The sequence below is a fragment of the Algibacter sp. TI.3.09 genome (assembly GCF_038154905.1).
In the GTDB taxonomy this organism is placed as follows: Bacteria; Bacteroidota; Bacteroidia; order Flavobacteriales; family Flavobacteriaceae; genus Algibacter.
The window spans coordinates 847252-873079 of sequence record NZ_JBAKAN010000002.1; the positions used below are offsets into that span (position 1 = coordinate 847252).

The 25828-nt window shown below is 33.8% G+C and carries 22 protein-coding genes; 15 read left to right on the forward strand and 7 right to left on the reverse strand.

The genetic code is table 11. The annotated features are described in order from the left end of the window. The first annotated feature begins 42 nt into the window (after positions 1-42). Positions 43-429, forward strand: a complete 387-nt coding sequence (locus V6246_RS11275) for a DUF423 domain-containing protein (RefSeq protein WP_341560611.1) — start codon at positions 43-45, stop codon at positions 427-429. A gap of 73 nt (positions 430-502) precedes the next feature. Beyond that, entirely contained in the window at positions 503-2119 is a 1617-nt protein-coding gene (gene pckA / locus V6246_RS11280; RefSeq protein WP_341560612.1) for a phosphoenolpyruvate carboxykinase (ATP), read from the forward strand. 66 nt (positions 2120-2185) lie between these two features. On the opposite strand, the gene V6246_RS11285 is transcribed toward pckA, so the two are convergent. The 3 genes from V6246_RS11285 to V6246_RS11295 are packed head-to-tail and all read right to left on the reverse strand — an operon-like array spanning position 2186 to position 3595. After that, positions 2186-2791, reverse strand: coding sequence for an FAD-dependent oxidoreductase (locus V6246_RS11285; protein WP_341560613.1), 606 nt, complete (start codon positions 2789-2791; stop codon positions 2186-2188). Position 2792: 1 nt separating this feature from the next. After that, positions 2793-2996, reverse strand: a complete 204-nt coding sequence (locus V6246_RS11290; protein WP_341560614.1) for a hypothetical protein — start codon at positions 2994-2996, stop codon at positions 2793-2795. Between the two features lie 11 nt (positions 2997-3007). Next, the gene (locus V6246_RS11295; RefSeq protein ID WP_042497700.1) at positions 3008-3595 is read right to left on the reverse strand and encodes a MarC family protein; all 588 of its coding nucleotides are present in this window, start codon (positions 3593-3595) and stop codon (positions 3008-3010) included. Positions 3596-3756: 161 nt separating this feature from the next. Here V6246_RS11295 and V6246_RS11300 point away from each other — a divergent pair, with 161 nt between their 5' ends. The 4 genes from V6246_RS11300 (at position 3757) to V6246_RS11315 (ending at position 9114) form a co-directional block, all read left to right on the forward strand. Beyond that, entirely contained in the window at positions 3757-4320 is a 564-nt protein-coding gene (locus V6246_RS11300; RefSeq protein WP_341560615.1) for a DUF3109 family protein, read from the forward strand. A 618-nt stretch (positions 4321-4938) separates the two neighbouring features. Then, on the forward strand, positions 4939-6213 hold the full coding sequence (locus V6246_RS11305) for a ribonucleotide-diphosphate reductase subunit beta (RefSeq protein WP_159018995.1): 1275 nt from the start codon (positions 4939-4941) through the stop codon (positions 6211-6213). 3 nt (positions 6214-6216) lie between these two features. Next, a complete protein-coding gene (locus V6246_RS11310; protein WP_341560616.1) occupies positions 6217-8010 on the forward strand; it encodes a ribonucleoside-diphosphate reductase subunit alpha in 1794 nt (597 codons plus the stop codon). A gap of 183 nt (positions 8011-8193) precedes the next feature. Beyond that, entirely contained in the window at positions 8194-9114 is a 921-nt protein-coding gene (locus V6246_RS11315; RefSeq protein WP_341560617.1) for a M28 family peptidase, read from the forward strand. Here V6246_RS11315 and V6246_RS11320 read toward each other — a convergent pair. Then, on the reverse strand, positions 9111-12533 hold the full coding sequence (locus V6246_RS11320; RefSeq protein WP_341560618.1) for a hypothetical protein: 3423 nt from the start codon (positions 12531-12533) through the stop codon (positions 9111-9113). The two genes, V6246_RS11315 and V6246_RS11320, sit on opposite strands and share 4 nt — an antisense overlap. A gap of 216 nt (positions 12534-12749) precedes the next feature. Between V6246_RS11320 and V6246_RS11325 the strand changes: the two genes are divergently transcribed. The 4 genes from V6246_RS11325 (at position 12750) to V6246_RS11340 (ending at position 15862) form a co-directional block, all read left to right on the forward strand. Continuing rightward, on the forward strand, positions 12750-13511 hold the full coding sequence (locus V6246_RS11325) for an exodeoxyribonuclease III (RefSeq protein ID WP_341560619.1): 762 nt from the start codon (positions 12750-12752) through the stop codon (positions 13509-13511). Between the two features lie 31 nt (positions 13512-13542). Then, positions 13543-14502, forward strand: a complete 960-nt coding sequence (locus V6246_RS11330; protein ID WP_159019000.1) for an OmpA/MotB family protein — start codon at positions 13543-13545, stop codon at positions 14500-14502. Positions 14503-14754: 252 nt separating this feature from the next. Then, the gene (locus tag V6246_RS11335; protein WP_159019001.1) at positions 14755-15225 is read left to right on the forward strand and encodes an Lrp/AsnC ligand binding domain-containing protein; all 471 of its coding nucleotides are present in this window, start codon (positions 14755-14757) and stop codon (positions 15223-15225) included. A gap of 70 nt (positions 15226-15295) precedes the next feature. After that, complete coding sequence (locus V6246_RS11340) at positions 15296-15862, forward strand: hypothetical protein (RefSeq protein WP_341560620.1); 567 nt, start codon at positions 15296-15298, stop codon at positions 15860-15862. A 94-nt stretch (positions 15863-15956) separates the two neighbouring features. Here V6246_RS11340 and V6246_RS11345 read toward each other — a convergent pair whose 3' ends face one another. Beyond that, positions 15957-17498, reverse strand: coding sequence for a glycine--tRNA ligase (locus V6246_RS11345; protein ID WP_341560621.1), 1542 nt, complete (start codon positions 17496-17498; stop codon positions 15957-15959). A gap of 73 nt (positions 17499-17571) precedes the next feature. On the opposite strand from V6246_RS11345, the gene V6246_RS11350 reads away from it, so the two are divergent. Together V6246_RS11350 and V6246_RS11355 are read left to right on the forward strand one after the other, a co-directional pair. Then, positions 17572-18249, forward strand: coding sequence for a ComF family protein (locus V6246_RS11350; RefSeq protein ID WP_341560622.1), 678 nt, complete (start codon positions 17572-17574; stop codon positions 18247-18249). A 57-nt stretch (positions 18250-18306) separates the two neighbouring features. Next, the gene (locus tag V6246_RS11355; RefSeq protein ID WP_341560623.1) at positions 18307-19911 is read left to right on the forward strand and encodes an Ig-like domain-containing protein; all 1605 of its coding nucleotides are present in this window, start codon (positions 18307-18309) and stop codon (positions 19909-19911) included. 248 nt (positions 19912-20159) lie between these two features. Here V6246_RS11355 and tyrS read toward each other — a convergent pair whose 3' ends face one another. Continuing rightward, complete coding sequence (tyrS, locus tag V6246_RS11360) at positions 20160-21455, reverse strand: tyrosine--tRNA ligase (RefSeq protein WP_341560624.1); 1296 nt, start codon at positions 21453-21455, stop codon at positions 20160-20162. 797 nt (positions 21456-22252) lie between these two features. After that, a complete protein-coding gene (gene ahcY, locus V6246_RS11365; RefSeq protein ID WP_341560625.1) occupies positions 22253-23569 on the reverse strand; it encodes an adenosylhomocysteinase in 1317 nt (438 codons plus the stop codon). Positions 23570-23700: 131 nt separating this feature from the next. Here ahcY and V6246_RS11370 point away from each other — a divergent pair, with 131 nt between their 5' ends. Genes V6246_RS11370 through pnuC form a run of 3 tightly spaced genes read left to right on the forward strand, consistent with a single transcriptional unit; the run spans position 23701 to position 25695 of the window. Further along, positions 23701-24330, forward strand: a complete 630-nt coding sequence (locus V6246_RS11370) for a 4'-phosphopantetheinyl transferase family protein (RefSeq protein WP_341560626.1) — start codon at positions 23701-23703, stop codon at positions 24328-24330. Beyond that, positions 24327-25040, forward strand: a complete 714-nt coding sequence (locus V6246_RS11375) for a geranylgeranylglyceryl/heptaprenylglyceryl phosphate synthase (protein WP_341560627.1) — start codon at positions 24327-24329, stop codon at positions 25038-25040. Before V6246_RS11370 ends, V6246_RS11375 begins: the two co-directional genes overlap by 4 nt. Before the next feature lie 22 nt (positions 25041-25062). Beyond that, positions 25063-25695, forward strand: a complete 633-nt coding sequence (pnuC, locus tag V6246_RS11380) for a nicotinamide riboside transporter PnuC (RefSeq protein ID WP_341560628.1) — start codon at positions 25063-25065, stop codon at positions 25693-25695. The last annotated feature ends 133 nt before the right edge of the window (positions 25696-25828 follow it).

Genomic DNA, 25828 nt, shown 5'->3' on the forward strand with positions numbered 1-25828 from the left:
GACTTTACTAAATTAATGAATATTTAAAAGATTTTTAAGGATATGAACAGAACTATTTTATTAACAGCGGCTATTTTAGGTGTTACAAGTATTATTTTAGGGGCTTTTGGGGCGCATGGTTTAAAGGCTTTAATTTCTCCAGAATCTGTACAAACTTTTGAAACGGGTGTGCGTTACCAAATGTATCATGCTTTGTTTCTTTTATTTGTTGGAAGCACAACTTATATTTCTGTAAAATCTAAAACTAAAATATTCTATTTAGTAGTGGTTGGATTGCTCTTCTTTTCGGGGTCTATTTATGGTTTGTCAACCAATGTGTTAACTGGTTTCGATTTTAAAACCATTGGTGTAATTACACCTATTGGCGGACTACTTTTAATAGTGGCTTGGGTGCTTGTGTTTATTGATTTCTTAAAAAAACAAAACTAATTTTGAATTTAATTTAAAGAAAATTCGATTTATTTGTTTTAAATTTACAGGATAATTAATTTAACATCGAAATATGAGTAATTACGCACGATTTACGAAAACGTTTGAGTTAGAAACTTATGGCATAAAAAACGCCAAAGTTCATTATCAATTATCACCAGAAGAGTTACATGATATTGCTATTGAAAATGGACAAGCTGTAGAGGCTTCTTCAGGTGCTTTAGCAGTTAATACGGGAGAATTTACAGGACGTTCTCCAAAAGATCGGTTTATCGTAAAAGATGATATTACAAAAGATAGAGTATGGTGGGGCGATGTCAATATCCTTTTCGATACAGATAAGTTTGATAAACTATATGATAAGGTTGTAGATTACCTTTCGGGGAAAACACTTTTTGTTCGTGATAGTTATGCTTGCGCAGATGAAAATTATAAATTGAATATTAGAGTTATCAATGAGTTTCCTTGGAGCAATCAATTTGCTTATAATATGTTTTTACGCCCAACCGAAGCGGAGTTAGAAAATTTTACTCCAGAATGGACTATTGTAAATGCACCAAGTTTTATGGCAGTTCCAGATGAAGACGGCACGCGACAACATAATTTTGCTATTTTAAATTTTACAAAAAAAATAGCGTTAATTGGTGGTACGGGCTATACGGGAGAAATTAAAAAAGGTATATTTTCTGCATTAAACTTCATTTTACCTGTATTTAAAAATACCCTGCCAATGCACTGTAGTGCTAATGTTGGTAAAGATGGCGATACGGCTATTTTCTTTGGGCTTTCCGGAACGGGAAAAACAACGCTTTCTACCGATCCGAATAGAAGTTTAATTGGAGATGATGAGCATGGTTGGACCGAAGAAAACTCGGTATTTAATTTTGAAGGTGGTTGTTATGCTAAAGTTATTAATTTAGATAAGGATCATGAACCTGAGATATTTTCTGCTATTAAGAAAGGAGCGATTTTAGAAAATGTTATTTTAGATGAAAACGGGCATGTTAACTTTGCTGATACATCTATAACTCAAAATACACGGGTAAGTTATCCAATAGATCATATTGAAAATATTAGAAAACCATCTATAGGGAAGAATCCGAAAAATATTTTCTTTTTAACGGCTGATGCTTTTGGAGTTTTGCCTCCAATTTCTAAGCTTACGCCAAGTCAGGCGGCATATCACTTCATTTCTGGATATACGGCTAAAGTTGCCGGTACAGAAGCGGGTGTTGTAGAGCCTACACCATCATTTTCTGCTTGTTTTGGGGCGCCATTTATGCCTTTGCATCCTTCGAAATATGCCGAAATGTTAAGTAAAAAAATGATTGATGCTAATGTAAATGTTTGGTTAGTAAACACAGGCTGGACTGGCGGTCCTTATGGGGTTGGAACCCGTATGAAACTTAAATATACACGCGCTATGATTAATGCGGTTTTAAATGGAGATTTAGGGCTGTATTCTTACGATAAATACCATATTCATTCTGTATTTGGTGTGGCGCAGCCAAGAGAGTGTCCTGGAGTACCAACTAAGGTTTTAAGTCCGAGATCAACTTGGAATGATGATGAAGCATATTATAAAACAGCTTTTAAACTTACCAATGCGTTTCGTGAAAACTTCAAAAAATTTGAAGCACATTGTAGTGAAGAAATTAGACGAGGCGGACCACAGCGTTACGCGTTCTAAAATATATGGCATAAAAAAAGCTCTGATAATTTATCAGAGCTTTTTTATTTTACAACAATAATGTTGTTATATCTTTTTGTCATGCACTTTTACATGTTTACCACCATTCCAAAGTGTTAAAATATCTGTAGCCACATGTGAGCCACTTCCGGAAGCGATAGCAAATTGACTACGCCATCCTGCTAAAGTACCGGCAACATATAAATTTTCTTCAATTAAATGATCTGTGTTTTTTAACCAAATTCTATCTTTTTCTACGGCTGCTCTTGGGTGTGGTTCAATGTATTGTTCTAAACCTTCTATATTTATTAAACTGGTGTAACCAACTGCAATAACTACAATTTTAGATTTACAGGTACTTTTGTTAGTCATAACCTCAAAGCCATTGGTTTGTTTTAAAATTTTTAAAACCTTTTCATGATCTATTTGCTCAACATGTGGGTAGAGGGAAGCGAGTTGGCTTTTTCCTTCATCTAAAATAGATTCTCCAGTAGTGCCAGGTGCTAAACCTAAAACATTATTAAACAATGCGGTTTGTAGGTGCGATGTTTTTTGGTGGGTGACAATTGCAATTTGTTTATCCTGCGCAAAGACCTTGTTTTGGGCAGAACCCAAAACTAAAGCACAAGATAAGCCTGCTGCACCACCGCCAATAATTAAAGCATCGTACATATTATTTGTGTTCTTTTACTTTTTGCTCAATCTTTTTCGAAACTCCCAAAATCAACATCAATAATATCGCGCAAAGTGATGCTACTATAGTAATAATAGCAATCATGCTTTGTCCTTTAAAAGGATTGTCGAAATTTATTTGAGTAAAATTAAAAATAATAAGTCCTAATGCGATAATACTTAAAACTACAGATAAAATTTTCATACTATATAAGGTTATATTACTTCAAATAGAGCTTTAATATTATGTGCAAATAATTTTACAGCAATGGCTAGTAAAATAACACCAAATATTTTACGTATAATATTAATACCGTTTTGGCCAATTATACTTTCTATTTTAGCAGATGTTTTTAAAACGATAAAAATAATGATAACATTCATTAAAACAGCAACAATAATGTTTTCTGTTCTAAATTCTGCTCTTAGAGATAATAAAGTGGTTAAACTACCAGGTCCTGCAATAAGCGGAAATGCCAGTGGAAATACTGCTGTCGTCATCGAGGCTTCTTCCTCTTGTTTGTAAAGTGTAATACCAAGTATCATTTCTAAAGCAATGAAAAACAGGATAAAAGCACCTGCAACAGCAAACGAGTTTACATCAATACCAATAAGGTTTAAAATGCTTTTTCCTAAAAACAGAAAAACAATAAGGATAACCCCGGCAATTATAGAGGCTTTTTCGCTTTGTATATGTCCTACTTTTTTGCGCAAATCTATAACAATAGGAATGTTACCTATAATATCGATTACTGCGAATAATACCATAAAGGCTGTAAATATTTCTTTAAAATTAAATTGCATGTCTTTTTTATAATTTAATAAATCGTAAAATTGTTTACGTTTTTCTTAGTAAAAACTGTTTAAACTGAGAAATCTCAATTTTTCGGCAAAAGTAGATTATTAAATTAATTAATTTCAATTTAAGATTAACTATTTTTGCACTTTATAACGTAAAATATAATATGTTTCAACTAGGTAAAACAATTATTTCTGAAGAAATAGTAAAAAAAGATTTCTTGTGTAACCTTTCGGCGTGTAAGGGCGCTTGTTGTATCGATGGCGATGCTGGGGCTCCTTTAGAAGAAGACGAAATTAAAATCATGGAGGCAATCTATCCTAAGGTGAAACCTTTTTTACGTCAGGAAGGTATTGACGCTATTGAGGCGCAAGGAACTTATACAACATCTGAAGATGGTGACCTAGAAACACCTTTAATTAACGGTGCTGATTGTGCTTATGTTATTTTCGATGAAAAAAACGTAGCGCTTTGTGCTATCGAGGAAGCTTATAATCAAGGTGAGATAGACTGGAAGAAGCCAGTTTCTTGTCATTTATATCCTGTAAGAGTTCAAGATTATTCTGAGTTTTCTGCTGTAAATTATCATAAATGGCAAATTTGTGACGATGCTTGTGAGCTTGGTGAAGAATTAGGTGTGCCGGTTTATAAATTTGTAAAAGAAGCTTTAATTAGGAAGTTTGGTGAAGATTGGTATGCGGAATTAGAAAAAGTAGCCGAAACTTTATAAGAAAAAATAAAATACAATATCTTAATATTTAAAAAAAATGAAGCCTCAAAAGCTTCATTTTTTTTGTGAACTAAAAATTAATTTCCCAAAATATTTTTCAGAAAAAAAACAAAAAAAGGGTGTTAAATATTTTGATTTTACGAAATTTTATATCCAAAATATTCAAAGCTTATGTTTCAATAATTAGTGAAAATTAGGTTTAATTGAAGTTCTAAAATAAGGTATCAACAAGTGTAAAATAAGGGGTTTTAAGGTGAATTGAAGTTGTGAAAATTTGGTCTAAAGTTTGATTTTTTTGATTTATAATAATTTGATATTCAATACGGTAAGAATCTCACAAAAAAAGCAGCACTTTTTTGCGAGATTACATAATTGTTAAAAACTTGTTGACAATGTTTATAAAATACCCTTTCATTTTCAGCTACAATTGTCAATCTTTGTTGTCGGCAAAAAAGGCAAAACTTTTCTTCTCAAATTTATTTAGAAAAGCGATGCGAAAGAAGCCTCTTTTTATTTCTCTTAAAGAAAAATATAACACAATTTTACAGATTAAATAATAGAATTTTGAATTATCAACATTATTCTAAATGACTGTCTAGCGATTAAAAAAAGATAACTATGGAGATTACACAAATTATAAAAAGAGATTACGAAACAAGCCCCTTTGTTTTGAGTAAAATTGCTAGTGCTGTTGAAAAAGCGATGCTTTCGGTTGGAAATGGTTCTAAACAAGATGCAGAAACAGTTGCGGTAAAAGTTTTACAAACATTATTAGATAGAAAATCAAAAGATATTAATTACTTGCCAAACGTAGAGCAAGTTCAGGATCTTGTTGAAGATAAATTAATGGAAAGTTCTTTTCATGATGTAGCAAAAGCTTACATACTATATAGAAACGAGCAGGCAAGAAGTAGAAAAACAAATATTTTTGAAAAAAGAATTAATTTAAAACCTTACGAGTATCCTGCATTGAATGATTATGTGGATGCTATTCGTCACTCATATTGGATTCATTCAGAATTTAATTTCACCAGTGATATACAAGATTTTAAAACAAGATTAACTCCAATTGAGCAAAACGCCATAAAGAACACAATGTTGGCTATTTCTCAAATTGAAGTTGCAGTAAAAAGTTTTTGGGGAGATATCTATAACAAAATGCCGAAACCAGAAATTGGATCGGTAGGAGCAACATTTGCAGAAAGTGAAGTGCGCCATCATGATGCATATTCTCATTTATTGGAAATTTTAGGTTTAAACAACGAGTTTAAAAACTTAAAGAAGAAACCAGTAATTATGAGACGTGTTCATTATTTAGAAACCGCCTTAAAAAACGCAAAAAGTGAAAATAATAAAGATTATGCAGAATCTATTTTGCTATTTTCTTTATTTATCGAACACGTGTCTTTATTTTCTCAATTTTTAATAATTATGGCATTCAATAAGCATAAAAACATGCTTAAAGGTGTATCTAATGTTGTTGAGGCTACTTCTAAAGAAGAGCAAATACACGGCGATTTTGGTATCGATATTATTAAAATTATTAAAGAAGAAAACCCGACGTGGTTTGACGATGAGCATGCAGACTTAATTAAAAAGTTATGTATTGAAGCTTTCGATTCTGAAAGTGATATTGTAGACTGGATTTTTGAAGACGGTGAATTAGATTTCTTACCAAAAGATGTTGTTAACGAGTTTATTAAAAACCGTTTCAACAATTCTTTAGAGAGTATTGGTATTGAAAAGGTATTTGAAGTTAACGAAGAATTAGTGCAAAAAACCGAATGGTTTGACGATGAAATAATCGGTACTAAACACGGCGATTTCTTTGTAAAGCGCTCCATTAACTACAGCAAAAGAACAAAAAGTATAACTAGCGACGACTTATTTTAAAAAATGAACAATCAGACACAGAACCAAACAGACACGAGTTTAAATGAAAACACCAAATCATCAAACTATGATGATTTAAAGAAAGCAAGAAAAGAAGCTAGAAAAGAAATTGGTAAACAACCAGAAATTAAATGGTTAACCGAAAATAGTCGTCAATTTTTAGCCTCAGGATACCTTACCGATGATACAACACCGGAAGTTAGAATTAGAGAAATAGCAGAAAGAGCCGAAGAGATTTTAAAAATCGATGGTTTTGCAGATAAATTTTACGGATACATGGCAGAAGGGTATTACTCTTTAGCTTCACCAGTGTGGTCTAACTTTGGCAAGCGTCGTGGCTTACCAATTAGTTGTTTTGGTTCGCACATTTCTGATGATATGGGAGATATTCTATATACACAATCAGAAGTTGGAATGATGTCTAAACTTGGTGGTGGTACATCAGGTTATTTCGGGAAATTGCGTCATAGAGGCGCACCTGTAAAAAATAACGGAGAGTCTTCTGGTGCAGTTCACATCATGCAACTTTTCGAAAAAATGGTAGACGTTGTAAGTCAAGGTTCTGTGCGTCGTGGCCGTTTTTCACCATATTTACCAATAGAGCACCAAGATATTCACGAGTTTTTAGAAATAGGAACAGAAGGAAATCCAATTCAAGAGTTAACCCATGGTGTTACTGTAGGTAACGAGTGGATGCAAGAAATGATTGATGGTGATGCTGATAAAAGAGCAATCTGGGCAAAAGTATTACAACGTAGAGGAGAAATAGGATACCCTTATATTTTCTTTAGAGATAATGCAAACAATAATGCTCCTGATGTTTATAAAGACAAGAACCATGAGATTTACGCAAGTAACTTATGTTCTGAGATTATGCTACCTACAAACGATCGTTGGTCTTTTGTTTGTGTATTGTCTTCAATAAACTTATTACATTACGATAAATGGAAAGATACCGATGCTGTAGAAACTATGGTATACTTTTTAGATGCGGTATTAGAAGAGTTTATTACAAAATTAGAAGTTTATAGAGATTCTGATAGTCGTGATGATAGGCACACTTTCATGTTTATGGAAAAAGCTTATACTTTCGCTAAAGAAAATAGAGCTTTAGGTATGGGAGCCTTAGGATGGCACTCATTATTACAATCTAAAATGGTAGGTTTTGATAGTCAAGAAGCTTTCGATTTAAACAGTGAAATCTTTAAAACTATTAAAGAAAAATCTGTTAAAGCATCAAAAGAATTAGCAGTGTTATTTGGCGAGCCAGAAGTTTTGAAAGGTTATGGCAGACGTAATACAACGCTTAATGCAGTAGCTCCAACAACATCTTCAGCATTTATTTTAGGGCAAGTTTCTCAAGGTATCGAGCCAATTTGGTCTAACAGTTATGTAAAAGATATTGCTAAAATTAAAACAACTATCAAGAACCCGTTTTTATTAGATCTTTTAAAAGAAAAAGGAATTAATACTAATGAAATTTGGAGATCTATTCGTGATAACGATGGTTCAGTTCAACATTTAGATGAACTTACCGATCATGAAAAAGATGTGTTTAAAACATATTCTGAAATCGACCAGATGACTATTGTTTATCAGGCAGCAAACAGACAAAACCATATCGACCAGGCACAATCTTTAAACATTATGGTGCATCCAGATATGCCTGTAAAAGAGATTAATAAAATATATGTTACTGCTTGGCAATTAGGTGTTAAGTCTTTATACTACCAACACAGTATGAATGCTGCACAAAAATTTAAGCAAAAGAAAGAATGTAAAAGTTGTGAAGGTTAATCTTCACTAAAAATATAGTGTTAAGTAAATCCTACAGTAGTAGGTAAGTGTTAATAAAAAGCATCTCCACGGAGATGCTTTTTTTATTAAAAAATCTAGTATGTAAAAAATTACGTATATTTATTTCACCATTAATGAGTCTGTTTTTTAAGATGAAAAAATTACAGATTATCAACCCCCAATATGCTTAAATACCTATTTTTAATTACCCTTCATTGTGTTATATTTTCTTTTGAAGGAACAAGTCAATCTCAAGGAAGCTCTACGCTTTTATTTAACGAAACTACATTATTGAAACATGTAGAATCCTTATCGTCCGATGCTTTTGAAGGCAGACGAACAGGAACCAAAGGTGCCGAAAAAGCACGTAAATACATTGTAAACCAATTTCATGCTTTAAAGGTTTTACCTTTTACTAAAAACTACGAACAAAAATTTTCCTTTTATAAAAAAAGACAAACCTTTGAAGGTGTAAATGTTCTTGGATGGATAAAGGGTAGCGAGTCGCCTAAAAAGTATATTGTAATAAGTGCACATTACGATCATGAAGGCATCCATATGGGCGAAATTTATAATGGTGCCGATGATAATGCTTCTGGGCTAAGTGCTTTGTTTAGTTTTGCTGAATATTTTCAAGCAAACCCACCTAAGTATTCTGTTATTTTAGCAGCCTTTGATGGTGAAGAACTAGGTTTGCAAGGCTCTAAGTTTTTTGTAAAAAGTAACGTTTTAGCAGAAAAAAATATTCGTTGTAATCTTAATATGGATATGATAAGCCGCAGTGATAATAACATATTATTTGCTGTTGGCACGGCTTATAACGAAACTTTAAAAAACATTGTAATATCAACTAAAGGTGCAGGAGGTTTAAACCTAGCTACGGGCCATGATGGGCATGATGGTTTGGAGAATTGGACATATTCATCAGATCATGGAAACTTCCATAAAAAGGAAATTCCATTCTTATATTTTGGTGTAGATGACCATAAGGATTACCATGAACCTACGGACGATTTTGAAAATATTCACCCGGAGTTTTATATCAATGCAGTAAAAACAATTATTTCGGTTTTCGAGAAAGTAGATGATGCTAAACAGCTCTAGAAATAAGCTTTCAATTGAAAAGAACCTGTATGGATGGTTTTGCTCGATTCTGTTTTTCTTCCGAAGTAACTAAAATTCAAATCTAAAAAGTTAGTCAGTTTTTTTTGGGCGAGCAATGTCCAAGTAAAGTTTTTCCCTGGTTGCAAGCCTTCTAGCATTTGGTAGGCTACAGGTGTGCCGGCCGAACCTTCAAAGCGATTAGATAGAAAGTTAAATTCGCCATTTAAGGCTCCTTTTTCTTTGTTGTTTAATGTGAATGATGCGCCGTATTTTTGTTGCTCTAAAGCTTCCAAATCGCCTATAGTGTTTGTTTTATCTTCATATTGATAAAAGATATCGAAGCTAGAATTATCGTTAAACAAATATGATAATTTAGGATTGAAGCGCGTTTCATCAAAAGTGTAATTTCTACTCGCATAATTCTCACTCACACTCGCATTGTTTTCTAAAGTCGAAAGGATATTGATTAGCCAATTGCCTGATAATTTATGATTGAAATTAAGCTGATGACTTTGAATACTATTTTCTATATAGCCAATAGATAAAACACTTCGCGTGGTGTTATCTAAAAACGTATACGATGTTGTATAGTGCTGTTTTCCGCGGTTAAAAAATAAAACATTTCTAAAATTAAGTTGAATACCCAATTGATCGTCAGGATTTTTTTCAAAAGGATTTAAATTGAATTTATTGCCATCACGCTTGGTTTTCCTATCAATTAAGTAAGAAGTTTGGTTGTAGAAATGCGACCAAAAACGTTCTGATTTTTTCTCGGAAACCGACCAGGTAGACGGATTAAAAGTTAAGGTTTGACTTAATCTATTTTGGTGCGTTTTAATGTAAACTTGGTTCGGCAGCAATACCCGAACATATTTACCCTGATCTTGAAATTGTGCAATTTCGAACTCATCGAGTTCTTGGATGCCGTTATTGTTGTAATCTACCCAAGTATATGTGCCTAAGCCCGATTCTACTTCAATATAAGTGAAATCTTGTTGTGGTAAAGTACCCGAGTTTGTTTCAAAAATAGTATTCCATTGAATAAGTTGGTTAAATAATTTTTGATTGAATTGTAATCGAGAGTTCAACGATTGCTCATCGTCAATGTCTGGATTTTCACTTTTTAAAGTTCTGTAATTTGCGAATAGCGATAAACTGGTGTTTTTATTTTGGACCAATTTGGAGTCTAAATAAAAGGTGTTCGATGTGTTTACCTTCTCTAAAGTATTGTTTCTAATACTATCGTTTATGCGATTTTTATAACCTATTTCAGCAAAAACTTGGGTGCTGTCACCAACACCAAAAAAGGCCTCGTACGATTTATAACGTTGGCTTAATGCTGTGAGTTGCTGCGTTGCTATATCGGTTTGCTTGTTGTCTTCAATGGCGAGTTTTGTGCCAAGCCAACTCGATTTTAAACTATAGGTAACCCGATTGTAAGATCTTAAAAAAGTAGAAGTATTACTGTTAGAATCGGCGTTTAGAAAGCTAGAGTTAGATGAAATACTTAATTTATTGAAAACTAAATTAGCAGAAGCTACATGGCGATTTCCGTTAAAGCCATCAGAAAAATTTAAGTGTTCAAACTGATAATTTAAAAAACCTTTGTCTTTGTGAAATAAATTAAAACCAGAATTAACCAGTAACTGGTTGCCTAAATTACCGCCAATACCATTAAGGTTGGTTAAATCTAAATTCCAATCTCTATTAAATTCGGGATTGTAAAGCCCTTCAATGTTTCTAAAATTAGTACTAATATAGTCTGAATCGAAAAGCGCGTTTAAATTCCAAAGACTATCGGTTTTAATAAGTTGTTGTTCAATATTTAATTTTCCAGCAAAGCCGTCGTTATTTTGATCGTCGTTGTTAGAAAACAAGTTTAAATCGTTTTTACTTCCGGCAAGTTCAAAATTAATATTTGTTTTTTCCGAAGGATAATAAGCACCATTAACTACGGCAAGTTGTAGTTTAGTTGGGGCAATTAGCTGGATAATAGGTGCGTAGTTACCTTGTAAAACACCAACGTATTCGTAGATGTTATTAATGGCGTTGCTGCTACTTAATGCGTAATTTCCAAGGTTGTCGCCAACACGGGAGAAGGTTACACGGTAAAGTTCATCATCTTCATTATTAGAAAACACAAAAACTTCAGCACCATCAATCAGTTCTTTCTTATATAAAATTCTATTTTCATTTAAGGCCTCCTGTATTTCAGAGGGTGAAACCATTAAAGATTTATCATCGCCAGCATCAGCTAAAATTTGTACTTGCTCTTCAGATAGGTTTTGTTGCAAAGGCTGATTTTTCGAATCGTTTTCAGAATAAACAGAAACTCCAATTTTTAATTTTTCATTTTGAAATGTGCCACCACCATAAGCCACAAAACGCGAGTAGTTTCTATCACTAAATTGATAGTCTACAGTAATTCGCATTTCGGAAGTTATCGGGAATGTAGAGTTAAAAATAATTTCGCCAGCGTTGTAATCAATAATATAATCTTGATCCTCGCCACGTTTTACGGCTGTACCATTTACGTAAACGGTTTCACTTCCCGAAACTATAAGTACAAACAATTCGCCATTGGTACCTTGTAACTTGTAAGGGCCTTGGTTGCCTTCTTGGGCTGTAAATTGGCTGGTTGTAAATTGACCGCGTACTAAAGCGCCTGCGGCAAATAAATCGGTTTGTTGGCTATCGTCTCCCAACTTCAAATTAAAATTTAAACCTTGTACACGTTTAGAGAAACTCGCGAAATAAGAATCTGTATTTGTTAAATCGATATCTCCGGCTCTAATGTTCCAATCTCTGGTAAAGAGCTCTATAAAAACTTGATCAAATTCATCTAAACGCTGGCTGTAGCCACTTTCTTGTAAAGGAATATTTGCATCCTGTATAGAGGCACGGAGTGACACTTTCTCATTTAATTTTCCTGTAATTTGAAGATCGAGTTCACTATTTAAAACCGAATTTTGATTATTACCAATAGTAACACCACGAGAAATACTACCAGAAGTGGTTAAACCATCAAAAGGAATCGTGTTTTTTTCGGTATTTGGTTGTGATAGTTTGTATAGTTTCTGAAGGTTATCCGTGTTTTTTACGATAATATTTTCATCTAACTGTTTGTAGGTTTTGGTTAAAAAATCAGGAAACTTCAAGTAGTTAATAATTATCGAATCGCTTGCAATAGGTTGCTTAAACGTTAATAAGGCTTTAGGGAAATTAACTTGGTAGAGGCTGCTGTCTATTGGTGTGCCATCTTTCGTTGTTATAGAAAATTGACTCGAATTAATACTCACGTTATCTATTAAAATAACTTGTTTTACAGCAACCGTTTTAGTTTTGTAGATAGAGGTTTGCTCTTGCGAAAACCCGCAAAAACCAATAAAAACTAAAATTATGCTCGTAAAAAACTTCATGGATACACTTAAACTACAAAAACTTTAAAATATTTTGTTGATAGCTTCGTTAAAACTCCTCTGTAAATTATAGTGTAAAAGTAGCGTATTATTTATTTTAGCTGAAATTAGATTTGTTGTCAAGCAAATTGATTCGCGTAAAGATGAAAATCTTTATAATTAATAGTATAATTTAAACAAAACCCCTCGGTATTTGTATCGTGGTAAAAGAGAAACATGAAAATTATATCATATAACGTAAACGGTATTCGTGCCGCATTAAAAAAGGATTTTATTGGTTGGTTAAAAAGTGCAAACCCAGATGTTATTTGTTTGCAAGAAACCAAAGCCATGAAAGAGCAGTTAGATTTGGAGGTTTTTGAAGAGGCAGGTTACATTTATAACTATTGGTATAGTGCACAAAAAAAAGGCTATAGTGGTGTTGCTATTTTAAGTAAAATTGAACCAAATCATGTGGAGTTTGGCACAGGAATTGAGTCAATGGACTTCGAAGGTCGAAATATTCGTGCAGATTTTGATGGTGTTTCGGTAATGAGCCTATATTTGCCATCGGGTACAAACAGTGCACGATTGAGCCATAAATTTGAATACATGGATATGTTTCAAGAGTATATAAATAACTTAAAAAAGGACATCCCGAATCTTGTAATTTGTGGCGATTATAATATTTGCCACGAAGAAATAGATATCCATAACCCAAAAATGAAAGGTGTGTCTGGTTTTTTACCAGAAGAACGCGAGTGGTTAGGGCAATTTATCGATAACGGTTTTACCGATTCTTTTCGTTTCATGCACCCAGAAACCCAAACCTTTAGTTGGTGGAGTTACCGAGCAAATTCTAGAGCCAATAATAAAGGTTGGCGTTTAGATTATGCTTTAGTTTCTCAACCGTTACAAGAAAACATAAAAAGAGCCGTTATACTTACCGAAGCTGTACATAGCGACCATTGCCCAATTTTAGTAGAAATAGAACAATAGTAAAACAACCAAAATTATAATCTCAATTACAATGATTAAAAAAACCGCAATCACGCTTTTAACACTGGCCGTTTTAACCAGTTGTGTCTCTCCAAAAGTTTATAAAGAACTGGAAAGTAAATACGCAAAATTAAAACAACAAAATCGAAAAACTTCAGATGCTAACGAAGTGCTTTTAAGAGAAAAGACTGAAGCAGAAAATGAGTTAAAGCAATTGCATAAGGCTTACGATGAGGCTGTAGCGCAACGCGACAAATTACAAGCCGATTATAACTCAACTAAATCTAATTACGATAATTTAAAGAACTCTTACGATGCTTTAGAGAAAAACAGCTCGGCGTCTATTGCTGCTAACTCTCAAAAAAACCGTGAGTTATTAGCACAGTTAGAAGCTAAAGAACAAGCATTATCAGCAGAGAATGCGCGTTTAGAAAAACTTAAATCGGAGTTAGAAAACAGATCTAACCGTGTTGCAGAATTAGAAAGCGTAATAGCGGCCAAAGATGCTGCCATGACGGCTTTAAAAGATGCGATATCTAAAGCTTTAACCGATTTTGAAGGTAAAGGTTTAACAGTGGAGCAACGCGACGGAAAAGTCTATGTGTCTATGGAAAACAAACTGCTTTTTAGTTCAGGAAGCTGGGCCGTTGGAGCCGAAGGAGCACGTGCTGTAAAGCAACTAGGTAGTGTACTTGGTGACAATCCGGATATTGCAGTTTTAATCGAGGGACATACCGATAACGTGCCTTATAAAGGTAACGGGATTTTAACAAGCAACTGGGATTTATCAACAAAACGAGCTACAGCAATTGTAACTATTTTACGTGAAAATGCCGATATCAATGCTGGAAATTTAACAGCAGCAGGACGTGGCGAATTTGCACCAGTAGCAACAAACGAAACATCAGAAGGGAAGGCAAAAAACCGTCGTATCGAGGTGATTTTAACACCAAAATTAGATGAGCTTTCAAAATTGTTAAACGATAATTAAAACATTAATGTGGGCGTTACTCCTGCTACGCTTTTAAGGCGCAGCAGGAGTCGGGCTTTCACTACTCGCTCCTTCCTTAGGTCAGGGAGCTCAAACACGCCGTTCAATCCCTAACGCAACTATCCGCAATGTTAAGTCTATAATGTTGCATAATTCTTATTTACAAGGGGCACTGTAATCAAAAACATAGAAAACCCTTTCATTTTACAAGGAAATTATTATTTTTACCTTTTAAATCGAAATAGATAGGGGATGAAATCAAAAGACAAAGGCGTCACAATAGACGGGATCGACAAAAAAATACTTAGAACTTTAATGGAAGATGCCAGGATTCCAATTCTGGAAATTGCTAGAAATGTAGATATTTCGGGAGCAGCCATACATCAACGATTACGTAAGCTGGAGAAATCTGGAATTATATCGGGTTCAAAATTTGTAATCAACCCAAAAATGTTAGGTTACGAAACCGTAGCCTTTATTGGTGTTTATTTAGATAAAGCCATACAAAATCCAGAAGCTATAAAGCAATTAAAAAAAGTACCAGAAGTTCTAGAATGTCACTACACCACAGGAAACTGGAATGTTTTAATTAAAATTTTGTGTAAAGATAATGCGCATTTAATGCATTTGCTTAATAACGAAATTCAGACTATTTCTGGTGTTTCTCGTACAGAAACCTTTATCTCTCTAGATCAACAAATAGATAGACAGATCACTATTTAATTTAAAAACTTTATTCATCAATTGGAATGATTATTGATTCAACCTGAGTCATTAATCAAAAACTATTTTCATGAAAAAGAAGTACTTAGTTCTATTTGTATTAGCAGTTGTTTCAGTAGCAGCGTATGCTCAAAAAGCAAGTGTAGAAAAATCAACTTATGGTATTCAAACCGGTTTTTTAGGTGTTTGGGTGCATCGTGAAGTTAAATTATCTAATGAAATTGCGCTTCGTGCAGAACTCGGAATGGATTTAGGTCTTTGGGGTGGCGATTTTTATCCAAAATCGGGATATTTATTAGCTCCGGTAATTCGTTTAGAACCTCGATGGTACTATAATTTGGATAAACGAGTTTCAAAATCTAGAAGTATTTCTGGTAATGCTGGTAATTTTTTATCATTACAAACAAGTTATCATCCAAATTGGTTTACAATTTCTAATTACGATAATGTAGAGGTTGTTAATCAAGTTTCAATTATTCCAACTTGGGGTATAAAGAGAAACATAGGTAAGCATTTTAATTACGAAACCGGAATAGGTATTGGTTATGCGTATTACTTTGCTAAAAGTGCTGGTTATCTCGAAAATGAAGGTTACACCACCGTTAACCTTAATCTTCGAATTGGATATCGTTTCTAATACTTAAATTATAAAAACATAAAAACCCCAATCGAAACAATTCGATTGGGGTTTTTAGTATTATAAATGTAATTTACATTTAGTTTTTTAGATTTTACATCTTCATTAACCAAGTACGTACATCAACTTCTTGTTTTATTATTTTTTGTAAATCATCGATATTAACACGTTCTTGTTCCATAGAATCTCTATGTCTAATAGTTACAGTGTTGTCTTTTAAAGTATCGTGATCTACAGTAATACAAAATGGTGTTCCGTTAGCATCTTGTCTTCTGTAACGACGCCCAACAGCATCTTTTTCATCGTAAATTACGTTGAAATCCCATTTCAATTCTTCTACAATTTTACGAGCAACTTCTGGTAAACCATCTTTTTTAACCAATGGTAAAATAGCAGCTTTTATTGGTGCTAAAACACTTGGTAATTTTAAAACCGTTCTTGTAGTTCCGTTTTCTAATTCTTCTTCTTGTAAAGCGTTAGAAAATACAGCTAAGAACATACGGTCTAAACCAATAGAAGTTTCTAAAACGTAAGGTACATAGCTCTTGTTTTCTTCATGATCGAAATATTGTAATTTCTTTCCAGAGAATTCTTCGTGCGCTTTTAAATCAAAATCAGTTCTAGAGTGAATACCTTCTAGTTCTTTAAACCCAAATGGGAATTTAAATTCAATATCTGCAGCAGCATCAGCATAATGTGCTAATTTATCGTGGTCGTGAAAACGGTAATTTTCCGCACCCATCCCTAAAGATAAATGCCATTTCATACGGGTTTCTTTCCAGTGCTCGTACCATTCTTTTTGTGTGCCTGGTTTAATGAAAAATTGCATTTCCATTTGTTCAAACTCACGCATTCTAAAAATAAACTGTCTTGCAACAATTTCATTTCTAAAGGCTTTTCCGGTTTGTGCAATTCCAAAAGGAATTTTCATACGTCCCGTTTTCTGAACATTTAAAAAGTTAACAAAAATACCTTGCGCTGTTTCTGGACGTAAATATAAATCCATAGCAGACTCTGCAGAAGCACCAAGTTTTGTTCCAAACATTAAGTTAAATTGTTTAACGTCTGTCCAGTTTCTACTTCCTGTTAAAGGATCTGCAATTTCTAATTCTTCAATTAGAGCTTTTACGTCGGCTAAATCTTCTTTTTCTAAAGATTGCCCCATTCGCGAAAGCGTTGCATTTATTTTTTCTTGATATCCAACAACACGTCCGTTTGTTGCTAAAAATTCTTCTTTATTAAAGGCTTCACCAAAACGTTTTTCAGCTTTAGCGACTTCTTTATCAATTTTAGCTTCAATTTTAGCGCAATAATCTTCAATTAGAACATCGGCGCGGTAACGCTTTTTCGAGTCTTTATTGTCAATTAATGGGTCGTTAAACGCATCAACATGTCCGGATGCCTTCCAAGTTGTTGGATGCATAAATATTGCGGCATCGATACCAACAATATTTTCGTTCATCTGTACCATGGCTTTCCACCAGTAGTCACGTATGTTTTTCTTTAACTCAGCACCATTTTGGGCGTAGTCGTAAACGGCGCTTAAACCGTCGTATATTTCGCTACTTTGAAATACATATCCGTATTCCTTTGCATGCGATATTACCTTTTTAAATTTATCGTCTTGATTTGCCATGTTGCAAAAATAAAAAAGCGTTTGAAACTATTCGTTATAATTAACTAAATTTACAGAACTACTTTTAATTTAAATGTTTAAATCTGTTGTAAATATATTTTTTCCGAAAGTGTGCTATGCTTGTCTTGGCACATTAAATGATAATGAAGATGCTATTTGTGTAGATTGTAGACACGATTTACCAGTTACTAATTTTCATTTTGATAATAATGATGCCGTTAAAAAAGTACTTTACGGACGTTGTAAAATAGAACATGGTACGGCACTTTTCCGGTTTGAAAAAAAGAGCTTGGTACAACAACTTATTCATGGCTTAAAATATAGAGGGTATCAAAATATTGGTTTTGTATTAGGTAATTGGCTTGGTGGCGAACTCCAAGAATTAGAAGCTTACCAAGATGTTGATGTGGTAATCCCGGTGCCATTACATAAAAAGAAATTGAGATCTAGAGGTTTTAATCAAGTTGAGAAGTTTGGGCAGCAAATAGCAGAAGCTTTAAATGCAGAATATTTGGATCAGGTTTTGGTGAAAATTTCTAATAATAAATCGCAAACCACAAAAGGGCGTATTGCACGCTTAGTTAATAGTGATGAGTTGTTTGCTCTAGAGCATAGCGAAGAGATAGAAAATAAGCATATTTTAATAGTTGATGATCTTATTACCACTGGCGCAACTTTAGAAGCTTGTATTTTAATTTTAAATCAAGCAAAAAATATAAAAATAAGTATTGCTACTATGGCAATTGCTTAGGGTTTTAAGCGTTATATCTTTAAAATTATGTAGGTTTGTGAAAATTTTTAATAGGTAATGAATAAAACACTTTCAAATTTTATTTTAGCTGCGGTTATTGGTCTTATTTTTATCAATTGTGCCAATCGAGGAACTCCAGATGGTGGTCCCAAAGACGTGACACCACCTGTTATTGTTAAAACAGAGCCTGCAAACTTAACAACTAATTTTAAGGGCAACGAAATAAAAATTTATTTTGATGAGTACGTCAAAATGAAAGATTTAAATAAACAGCTTATTATTTCGCCACCCATGAAAAACCAGCCGGAAATTACACCTATGGGAACGGCTAGTAAATACATTACTATTAAAATTCATGATACACTAAAGCCTAATACCACTTACGCTTTTAATTTCGGTAACAGTATTCAGGATAATAATGAAGGAAATCCATATCCTTATTATCGCTACGTGTTTTCTACAGGAAGCTATATTGATTCATTAAATGTAAAAGGAAGCGTTGTAGATGCTATAAAACCAAAACCGGACACCTTTGTGTCGGTTATGTTGTATGAGGTCGATTCTACTTTTACAGATTCTATTGTGTATAAGGAAACTCCAAAATATATCACCAATACTTTAGATAGTGTTACTACATTTTCTGTAGATAATATTAAGGCAGGTAAATACATGCTGTTGGCTTTAAAGGATGGTAATTCTGATAATAAATTTCAACAAAAAGTAGATCAAATTGCTTTTCATAAAAGCTTTATTACCGTGCCAAACGATTCGCTTTATACATTGAAATTATTTAATGAAGAGTTAGATTACAAAGCAACACGACCGATGATTGTTGCTGGAGAAAAAATTGCTTTTGGTTATGAGGGTAATTATGAAGGTATGAAGATTACCTTAAATTCCGATGTGCCGGAAGATTTTGAATATCGTATTTTGAAAGATACAAAAACCGATACGCTTAACTATTGGTATAAGCCGAAATTAGAAGTAGATTCTTTACTTTTTACAGTTTCGAATACGGACTACGAAAAAGATTACACCGTTAGAATAAGAAAGCTAGAGCGTGATAGTTTAGTAATACAATCAGCGCCTTCGGGAGCAGTTGGGTTTACCGAATCTTTTTATATTACTGGAAGTACGCCGTTTGTTGATTTCAATGCTGAAAAAATGACGGTTTTAGATAAAGATTCTACCAAGGTGGCATTTACAACTAAGTTTGATACTATAAACAATATGTATCAATTCGATTTTGAAAAAACAGCAGATAATAGTTATCAAATTCAAATACTACCAGAAGCATTTGTCGATTTATATGATGAGAAAAATGATACTTTAAATTACTCGTTTAAAACTAAAAAAGAGTCTGAATTCGGGTATGCCCGTTTTACTTTAATTAATGCAACCTACCCACTAATTATACAATTAACCGATGATAAAGGTGAGGTAAAAAGAGAGAAGTTGGCTAAAACCGAAGGTGTTGTCGACTTTTTTAACGTAGCGCCAGCAACGTATAAAATACGTGTAATTCATGATGCCAATGGTAACGGAAAATATGACTCGGGTAATTATTTAAAAAAGATACAACCGGAAAAAGTAAGTCATTTTAAAGCAATAGAAATTCGTGCCGATTGGGGTTATCCAGAAACGTTATCGTTTAAGGATTAATTGCTTCTTGTAGAGTGTTAACATCTGAATAATAAGCAAGAAAACTCAGGTGAAATAGCGTGACTTCGAATGCAATGAGAAGTCACATAATAAAAGTAACGCAAAATAAGCTTCTTTCTGCGGTTTCTCGCTTCGTTCGATATGACAGAACCAAACAGAACTAGCAACAAAAGAACGATATAAAAAAGTCTCTGATTAATTTTAATCAGAGACTTTTTTGTTTTTATAATTTACAATACGCTGGTTTTTTAAACCACACGCAATACAAAATAGTTCTTTTTACCACGTTGAAGTAGTACAAACTTATTGTTAATTAAATCGTCTTTAGTAATGCTGTAATCGTCTTTTACTTTCTCTTTGTTTACAGCAATAGAGTTTTCTTTTAAAGCACGGCGGGCTTCACCGTTCGATTTTAAAAAACCTCCTTTTTCTGCTAGAGCAGCTATAATGTCTAAACCATTATCAATATCGGCTTGAGATATTTCAGTTAATGGAACCCCATCAAAAACATCTAAAAATGTTTGTTCGTTTAAAGCTTTTAAATCGTCTCCAGTAGATTTTCCGAAAAGAATGTTACTTGCTTTCATAGCATTGTCTAAATCTTCTTTAGAATGCACCATAGTGGTTATTTCTTCAGCTAAGCGTTTTTGTAACACACGTAAATGTGGTGCTTCTTGATGCTCTTCTATTAGAGCTGCAATATCTTCTTTAGATAAAAATGTAAAAATCTTGATATATTTTTCTGCATCAATATCACTAGTGTTTAGCCAATATTGGTAGAATTTATAAGGTGAAGTTCTTTCGCTATCTAACCAAATATTTCCGCCTTCGGTTTTACCAAATTTAGTGCCATCTGCTTTTGTTATTAATGGCCAAGTTAAGGCATAACCTTTTCCTGCATCAACACGACGAATTAATTCTGTTCCCGTTGTAATGTTTCCCCATTGGTCGCTTCCGCCCATTTGAAGTGTACATTGCTTTTCTCTATATAAATGTAAAAAATCGTAACCTTGAACCAATTGATAAGTGAACTCTGTAAAGCTCATTCCTACAGAAGACTCTGAAGACAAACGTTTCTTTACAGAATCTTTCGCCATCATATAGTTTACGGTAATGTGTTTACCAACGTCTCTAATAAATTCTAAGAATGAAAACTCTTTCATCCAATCGTAATTATTTACAATAATAGCAGCGTTTGCTTCATCGCTGTCAAAATCTAAAAAGCGAGACAATTGTTCTTTTATAGCGTTTTGGTTATGTAGAAGAATATCTTCTGTAAGTAAATTACGTTCAGCAGATTTTCCAGAAGGATCACCAATCATTCCTGTTGCTCCACCTACTAAAGCAACTGGTTTATGTCCTGATAATTGAAAATGTTTTAATCCCATAACACCAACAAGATGACCAATATGTAAGGAATCTGCTGTAGGGTCAATACCTACATACGCCTTACGCATGGCTTCTAATAAATGTTCTTCCGTTCCTGGCATACTATCTTGTATCATGCCTCTCCACGTTAATTCTTCAACAAAATTCTTTATCATTATAATGTGTATTTAGTAATCTTAGGCAAATATAAAAATACGCTTAGAATTTGTTGGGTTTTATGTGGAATTCTTTGTTTGGGATTGTTTTTACTTTTTTTGTCTTTTTGGTGTGAGGAGAAATTGCATCCCGTTTGCATGAGATGAGCTTGATTATGTGATGTCTCTCTTCGATCGACATGACTGCCGAGAATAAAAAAAACGTTGCTTTTAGTCATTTCGACGTTAGGAGAAATCGCATCCTGATTGCGTGTGCTTAGTTTGATTATGTGATGTCTCTCTCCGATCGACATGACTACCGAGAATAAAAAACAAATGTTACTTTTTGTCATTTCGACGTGAGGAGAAATCGCATCCTGATTGCGTGTGCTTAGTTTGATTATGTGATGTCTCTCTCCGGTCGACATGACTGCCGAGAATAAAAAAATGTTGCTTTTAGTCATTTCGACGTTAGGAGAAATCACATCCTGTTTGCGTATGCTACATTTATTTATCCGTTTAGTTATACCGTTGTGGGATGGTAATTTCGCGATAGGGATTGCAGCGGCATCCTTTTTGTAAAGCTTTTAAATAGACTATGCTTTTATTTTTAACTGAAATTTCTTTGGAATTGAACAGATTCTGAAACAAGTTCAGGATTGCTTTGCAAAAAGATATAGCGGAAAGCCCGGTTTGTTTTGGGTTTTTCTCCCAAAACAAAATTGCCCAAATAAAAAAATCCCAAACATTGCTGCTTGGGATTTAATTTATTATTGAGATACTGAAACAAGTTCAGCATAAAAAAAACTATCGTTTTTTTAGTATCTGTAATGTTCTGGTTTGTATGGTCCGTCTACAGTTACACCAATATAGCTAGCTTGATCTTCACGAAGTTCAGTAAGCTCTACACCAATTTTTGCAAGGTGTAATTTAGCTACTTTTTCATCTAAAGCTTTTGGTAACATGTACACATCGTTTCCGTATGCTTCTGCGTTTGTCCAAAGTTCAATTTGAGCTAAAGTTTGGTTTGTGAATGAGTTAGACATTACGAAACTTGGGTGACCTGTAGCACAACCTAAGTTTACTAAACGACCTTCTGCAAGAACGATAATATCTTTACCGTTGATAGTATATTTATCAACTTGTGGTTTAATTGTGTTTTTAGTGTTACCGTGGTTTTTGTTTAACCAAGCCATATCGATTTCGTTATCGAAATGCCCAATGTTACACACGATAATTTTATCTTTCATAGCTTCGAAATGACGCCCTTGGATAATATCTTTATTTCCTGTAGTTGTAATAACGATGTCGGTATTTGCAATTACAGTTTCTAGTTTTTTAACTTCAAAACCGTCCATTGCTGCTTGAAGCGCACAAATTGGATCGATTTCTGTTACTGTTACAATAGATCCTGCACCTTTAAAAGAGGCAGCGGTACCTTTACCAACATCACCATAACCACAAACAGTTACACGTTTACCAGCAAGCATAAGGTCTGTTGCGCGACGAATGGCATCTACTGCAGATTCTTTACAACCGTATTTGTTATCGAATTTAGATTTTGTTACCGAATCGTTAACATTGATTGCAGGCATTGGTAATGTTCCGTTTTTTACACGCTCGTAAAGACGGTGAACACCTGTTGTAGTTTCTTCTGAAAGTCCGTTAATTCCTGCTGCTAATTCTGGGTATTTATCTAAAACCATGTTAGTTAAATCACCACCATCATCAAGAATCATGTTTAATGGTTTTCTGTCTTCACCAAAGAAAAGTGTTTGTTCGATACACCAATCAAATTCTTCTTCAGTCATATCTTTCCAAGCGTAAACTGCTGTTCCTGCTTCTGCAATGGCAGCTGCTGCTTGATCTTGCGTAGAAAAAATGTTACAAGAACTCCAAGTTACTTCTGCACCTAAAGATTGTAGCGTTTCAATTAAAACGGCTGTTTGTATCGTCATGTGTAAACATCCTGCAATACGCGCGCCTTTTAAAGGTTGCGAGTTACCGTATTCTTCACGAAGACTCATTAAACCTGGCATTTCGGCTTCGGCTAATTCTATTTCTTTTCGTCCCCATGCTGCAAGAGAAATATCTTTTACTTTGCTAGCTACGTAAGGAATTGTTTTTGTGCTCATATCAATATTCTTTTTTATTTAATAACTTAAACAGGATTGCGATTCGTGTTAAAATGGTTAAATTCGCTCGTCGAAATCGTATAATTTGCCTAAGATTGTGCAAAGATAATCAATAACATTCAGAATATTAAATGCCTCTTTATAAAACCATAACGCCAAATTCACAAACTGTTGTTAAAATGTGGAAGATTACTGAGTCTTTCGATGATTTAATGGCTGCCGTAACTTTAAAGCCAGAGACGTTAAAACGTGTGCTAGGCATGAAAAGTGAGCTGCACCAACGTGGGTTTTTAAGTGTGCGTAAATTATTAGCTGAGTTTGGTTATGCCGATGCCGATTTGATTTATGATGACAATGGAAAGCCCCATTTAAAAGATGGGAAACAGATTTCGATAACCCATTCTTTTAATTTTTCGGCTGTTATTGTTAGTGACCAAGTTATTGGTATTGATATTGAAAAGCAGCGCGATAAAATTACAATAATTGCTCATAAATTTATTGGTTACGAAGCCGATTACCTCGATAAAGAACAAAACGATTACATAAAAAAGTTAACAACCATTTGGTGTGTAAAAGAATCGCTTTACAAGCTTTTTGCAACGCCAGGCACTAGTTTTAAACAGTGTTTTTTAGTAATTCCTTTTGAATTGCAAGATGAAGAAACCATGGCTTGGATAGATTATGAAACTAAAAAACACCGCTACTTAGTGCAGTTTTTTGAGTTTGAAGGTTTTGTTTGTGCGTATGCCATAGGAGAATGAGACATGTTTATCAAAACATACAAAACAATACCAAGCAACTAGCGGTTTTAATCGATCCGGATAAATTTTTAGTTGAAAATACAGCGGAGTTTATAGAAAAGGTCAATCAATCTATTGCTACACATATTTTTGTAGGCGGTAGTATTGTAGATCTAGATGTTACCGATATTTTGGTTGAAGAGATTAAAAAACACACCCAACTGCCTATTGTTTTATTTCCAGGCGATGTTACTCAAATTACCGAAAAAGCAGATGCTATTTTGTTTCTATCTTTAATTTCGGGTAGAAATCCAGAGTATTTAATAGGAAAACATGTAGAAGCTGTTTCTAAATTAAGAAACACAACGTTAGAAGTAATTTCAACTGGTTATATTTTAATTGAAAGCGGCAAAGAAACAGCTGTGCAACAAGTTACCAAAACGTTGCCTATAGAGCGAAGCGATATCCAACAAATAGTAGATACAGCCAAGGCAGCAGAGTTGTTAGGTATGAAACTTATATATTTAGAAGCGGGCAGTGGCGCACGTTTTCCTGTTTCGAAAACTGTAATTTCAAAAGTGAAACAAGAAACAGAGTTGCCTTTAATAGTTGGCGGAGGTATTCGCAATTTGGAACAATTGGAAAACGCCTATACATCGGGAGCAGATTTAGTTGTTATTGGAACTGCTTTTGAGGAGGACGAACTGTTTTTTGAGGCGTTAAAAAAATAAACTTAAGCACAAATTTATTGTTATGGACAGCATTTTCGATTTTTTCTTCAAGCAATATTCCGAATACGAAGCTATTGATGTTTCTTTAGAGATTATCGCAACTATTTTTGGGTTGTTATCTGTATGGTATTCAAAACAAAATAAAATTTTAGTGTTTCCAACCGGTATGATAAGTACTGTTATTTTTGTGTACCTATTGTATAAATGGGAGCTTTTAGGAGATATGATGATTAATGCTTACTATTTTATAATGAGTGTTTATGGTTGGTATATTTGGACACGTAAAGTGGACGAAAGCGATGTGACTCCTATATCTAAAACAACGTTTAACGAGAAAAAACTTAGTTTGGCTATATTTTTAGCCACCTTGGTTTTTGTTTATTTAGTTTACCATGCATTTGGAAAATGGACCAGTTGGGTTGCTTATGTCGATACGCTTACAACCGGTATATTTTTTGTAGGAATGTGGCTTATGGCAAAGCGAAAAGTTGAAAACTGGTTATTTTGGATTGTTGGAGATATTATTTCGGTGCCGCTATATTTTTATAAAGGGTTTACGTTTACTAGTCTGCAATATTTTGTGTTTACAATAATAGCAGTTTATGGCTATTTAGCATGGAAGAAAAATATAAAAGAGTCGCTTCAAACAGCATAAACATGTTTTGTTTGCTTGAAGAATAAATGTAGTACAGAAGTGTTGAATTTAAGATGAAAAATTTGCTAGAGAAAATACTTGCGAATTGTGTTTTTTGACTTATCTTGAAATGCCTTAAAAAGCAAATGGTTAA

What these genes read in the sequence shown, in the direction of transcription:
- V6246_RS11275 (WP_341560611.1), top strand. Translation starts at nt 43, where the DNA reads ATGAACAGAACTATTTTATTAACAGCGGCTATTTTAGGTGTTACAAGT.
- pckA (WP_341560612.1), top strand. Translation starts at nt 503, where the DNA reads ATGAGTAATTACGCACGATTTACGAAAACGTTTGAGTTAGAAACTTAT.
- V6246_RS11285 (WP_341560613.1), bottom strand. Translation starts at nt 2,791, where the DNA reads ATGTACGATGCTTTAATTATTGGCGGTGGTGCAGCAGGCTTATCTTGT.
- V6246_RS11290 (WP_341560614.1), bottom strand. Translation starts at nt 2,996, where the DNA reads ATGAAAATTTTATCTGTAGTTTTAAGTATTATCGCATTAGGACTTATT.
- V6246_RS11295 (WP_042497700.1), bottom strand. Translation starts at nt 3,595, where the DNA reads ATGCAATTTAATTTTAAAGAAATATTTACAGCCTTTATGGTATTATTC.
- V6246_RS11300 (WP_341560615.1), top strand. Translation starts at nt 3,757, where the DNA reads ATGTTTCAACTAGGTAAAACAATTATTTCTGAAGAAATAGTAAAAAAA.
- V6246_RS11305 (WP_159018995.1), top strand. Translation starts at nt 4,939, where the DNA reads ATGGAGATTACACAAATTATAAAAAGAGATTACGAAACAAGCCCCTTT.
- V6246_RS11310 (WP_341560616.1), top strand. Translation starts at nt 6,217, where the DNA reads ATGAACAATCAGACACAGAACCAAACAGACACGAGTTTAAATGAAAAC.
- V6246_RS11315 (WP_341560617.1), top strand. Translation starts at nt 8,194, where the DNA reads ATGCTTAAATACCTATTTTTAATTACCCTTCATTGTGTTATATTTTCT.
- V6246_RS11320 (WP_341560618.1), bottom strand. Translation starts at nt 12,533, where the DNA reads ATGAAGTTTTTTACGAGCATAATTTTAGTTTTTATTGGTTTTTGCGGG.
- V6246_RS11325 (WP_341560619.1), top strand. Translation starts at nt 12,750, where the DNA reads ATGAAAATTATATCATATAACGTAAACGGTATTCGTGCCGCATTAAAA.
- V6246_RS11330 (WP_159019000.1), top strand. Translation starts at nt 13,543, where the DNA reads ATGATTAAAAAAACCGCAATCACGCTTTTAACACTGGCCGTTTTAACC.
- V6246_RS11335 (WP_159019001.1), top strand. Translation starts at nt 14,755, where the DNA reads ATGAAATCAAAAGACAAAGGCGTCACAATAGACGGGATCGACAAAAAA.
- V6246_RS11340 (WP_341560620.1), top strand. Translation starts at nt 15,296, where the DNA reads ATGAAAAAGAAGTACTTAGTTCTATTTGTATTAGCAGTTGTTTCAGTA.
- V6246_RS11345 (WP_341560621.1), bottom strand. Translation starts at nt 17,498, where the DNA reads ATGGCAAATCAAGACGATAAATTTAAAAAGGTAATATCGCATGCAAAG.
- V6246_RS11350 (WP_341560622.1), top strand. Translation starts at nt 17,572, where the DNA reads ATGTTTAAATCTGTTGTAAATATATTTTTTCCGAAAGTGTGCTATGCT.
- V6246_RS11355 (WP_341560623.1), top strand. Translation starts at nt 18,307, where the DNA reads ATGAATAAAACACTTTCAAATTTTATTTTAGCTGCGGTTATTGGTCTT.
- tyrS (WP_341560624.1), bottom strand. Translation starts at nt 21,455, where the DNA reads ATGATAAAGAATTTTGTTGAAGAATTAACGTGGAGAGGCATGATACAA.
- ahcY (WP_341560625.1), bottom strand. Translation starts at nt 23,569, where the DNA reads ATGAGCACAAAAACAATTCCTTACGTAGCTAGCAAAGTAAAAGATATT.
- V6246_RS11370 (WP_341560626.1), top strand. Translation starts at nt 23,701, where the DNA reads ATGCCTCTTTATAAAACCATAACGCCAAATTCACAAACTGTTGTTAAA.
- V6246_RS11375 (WP_341560627.1), top strand. Translation starts at nt 24,327, where the DNA reads ATGAGACATGTTTATCAAAACATACAAAACAATACCAAGCAACTAGCG.
- pnuC (WP_341560628.1), top strand. Translation starts at nt 25,063, where the DNA reads ATGGACAGCATTTTCGATTTTTTCTTCAAGCAATATTCCGAATACGAA.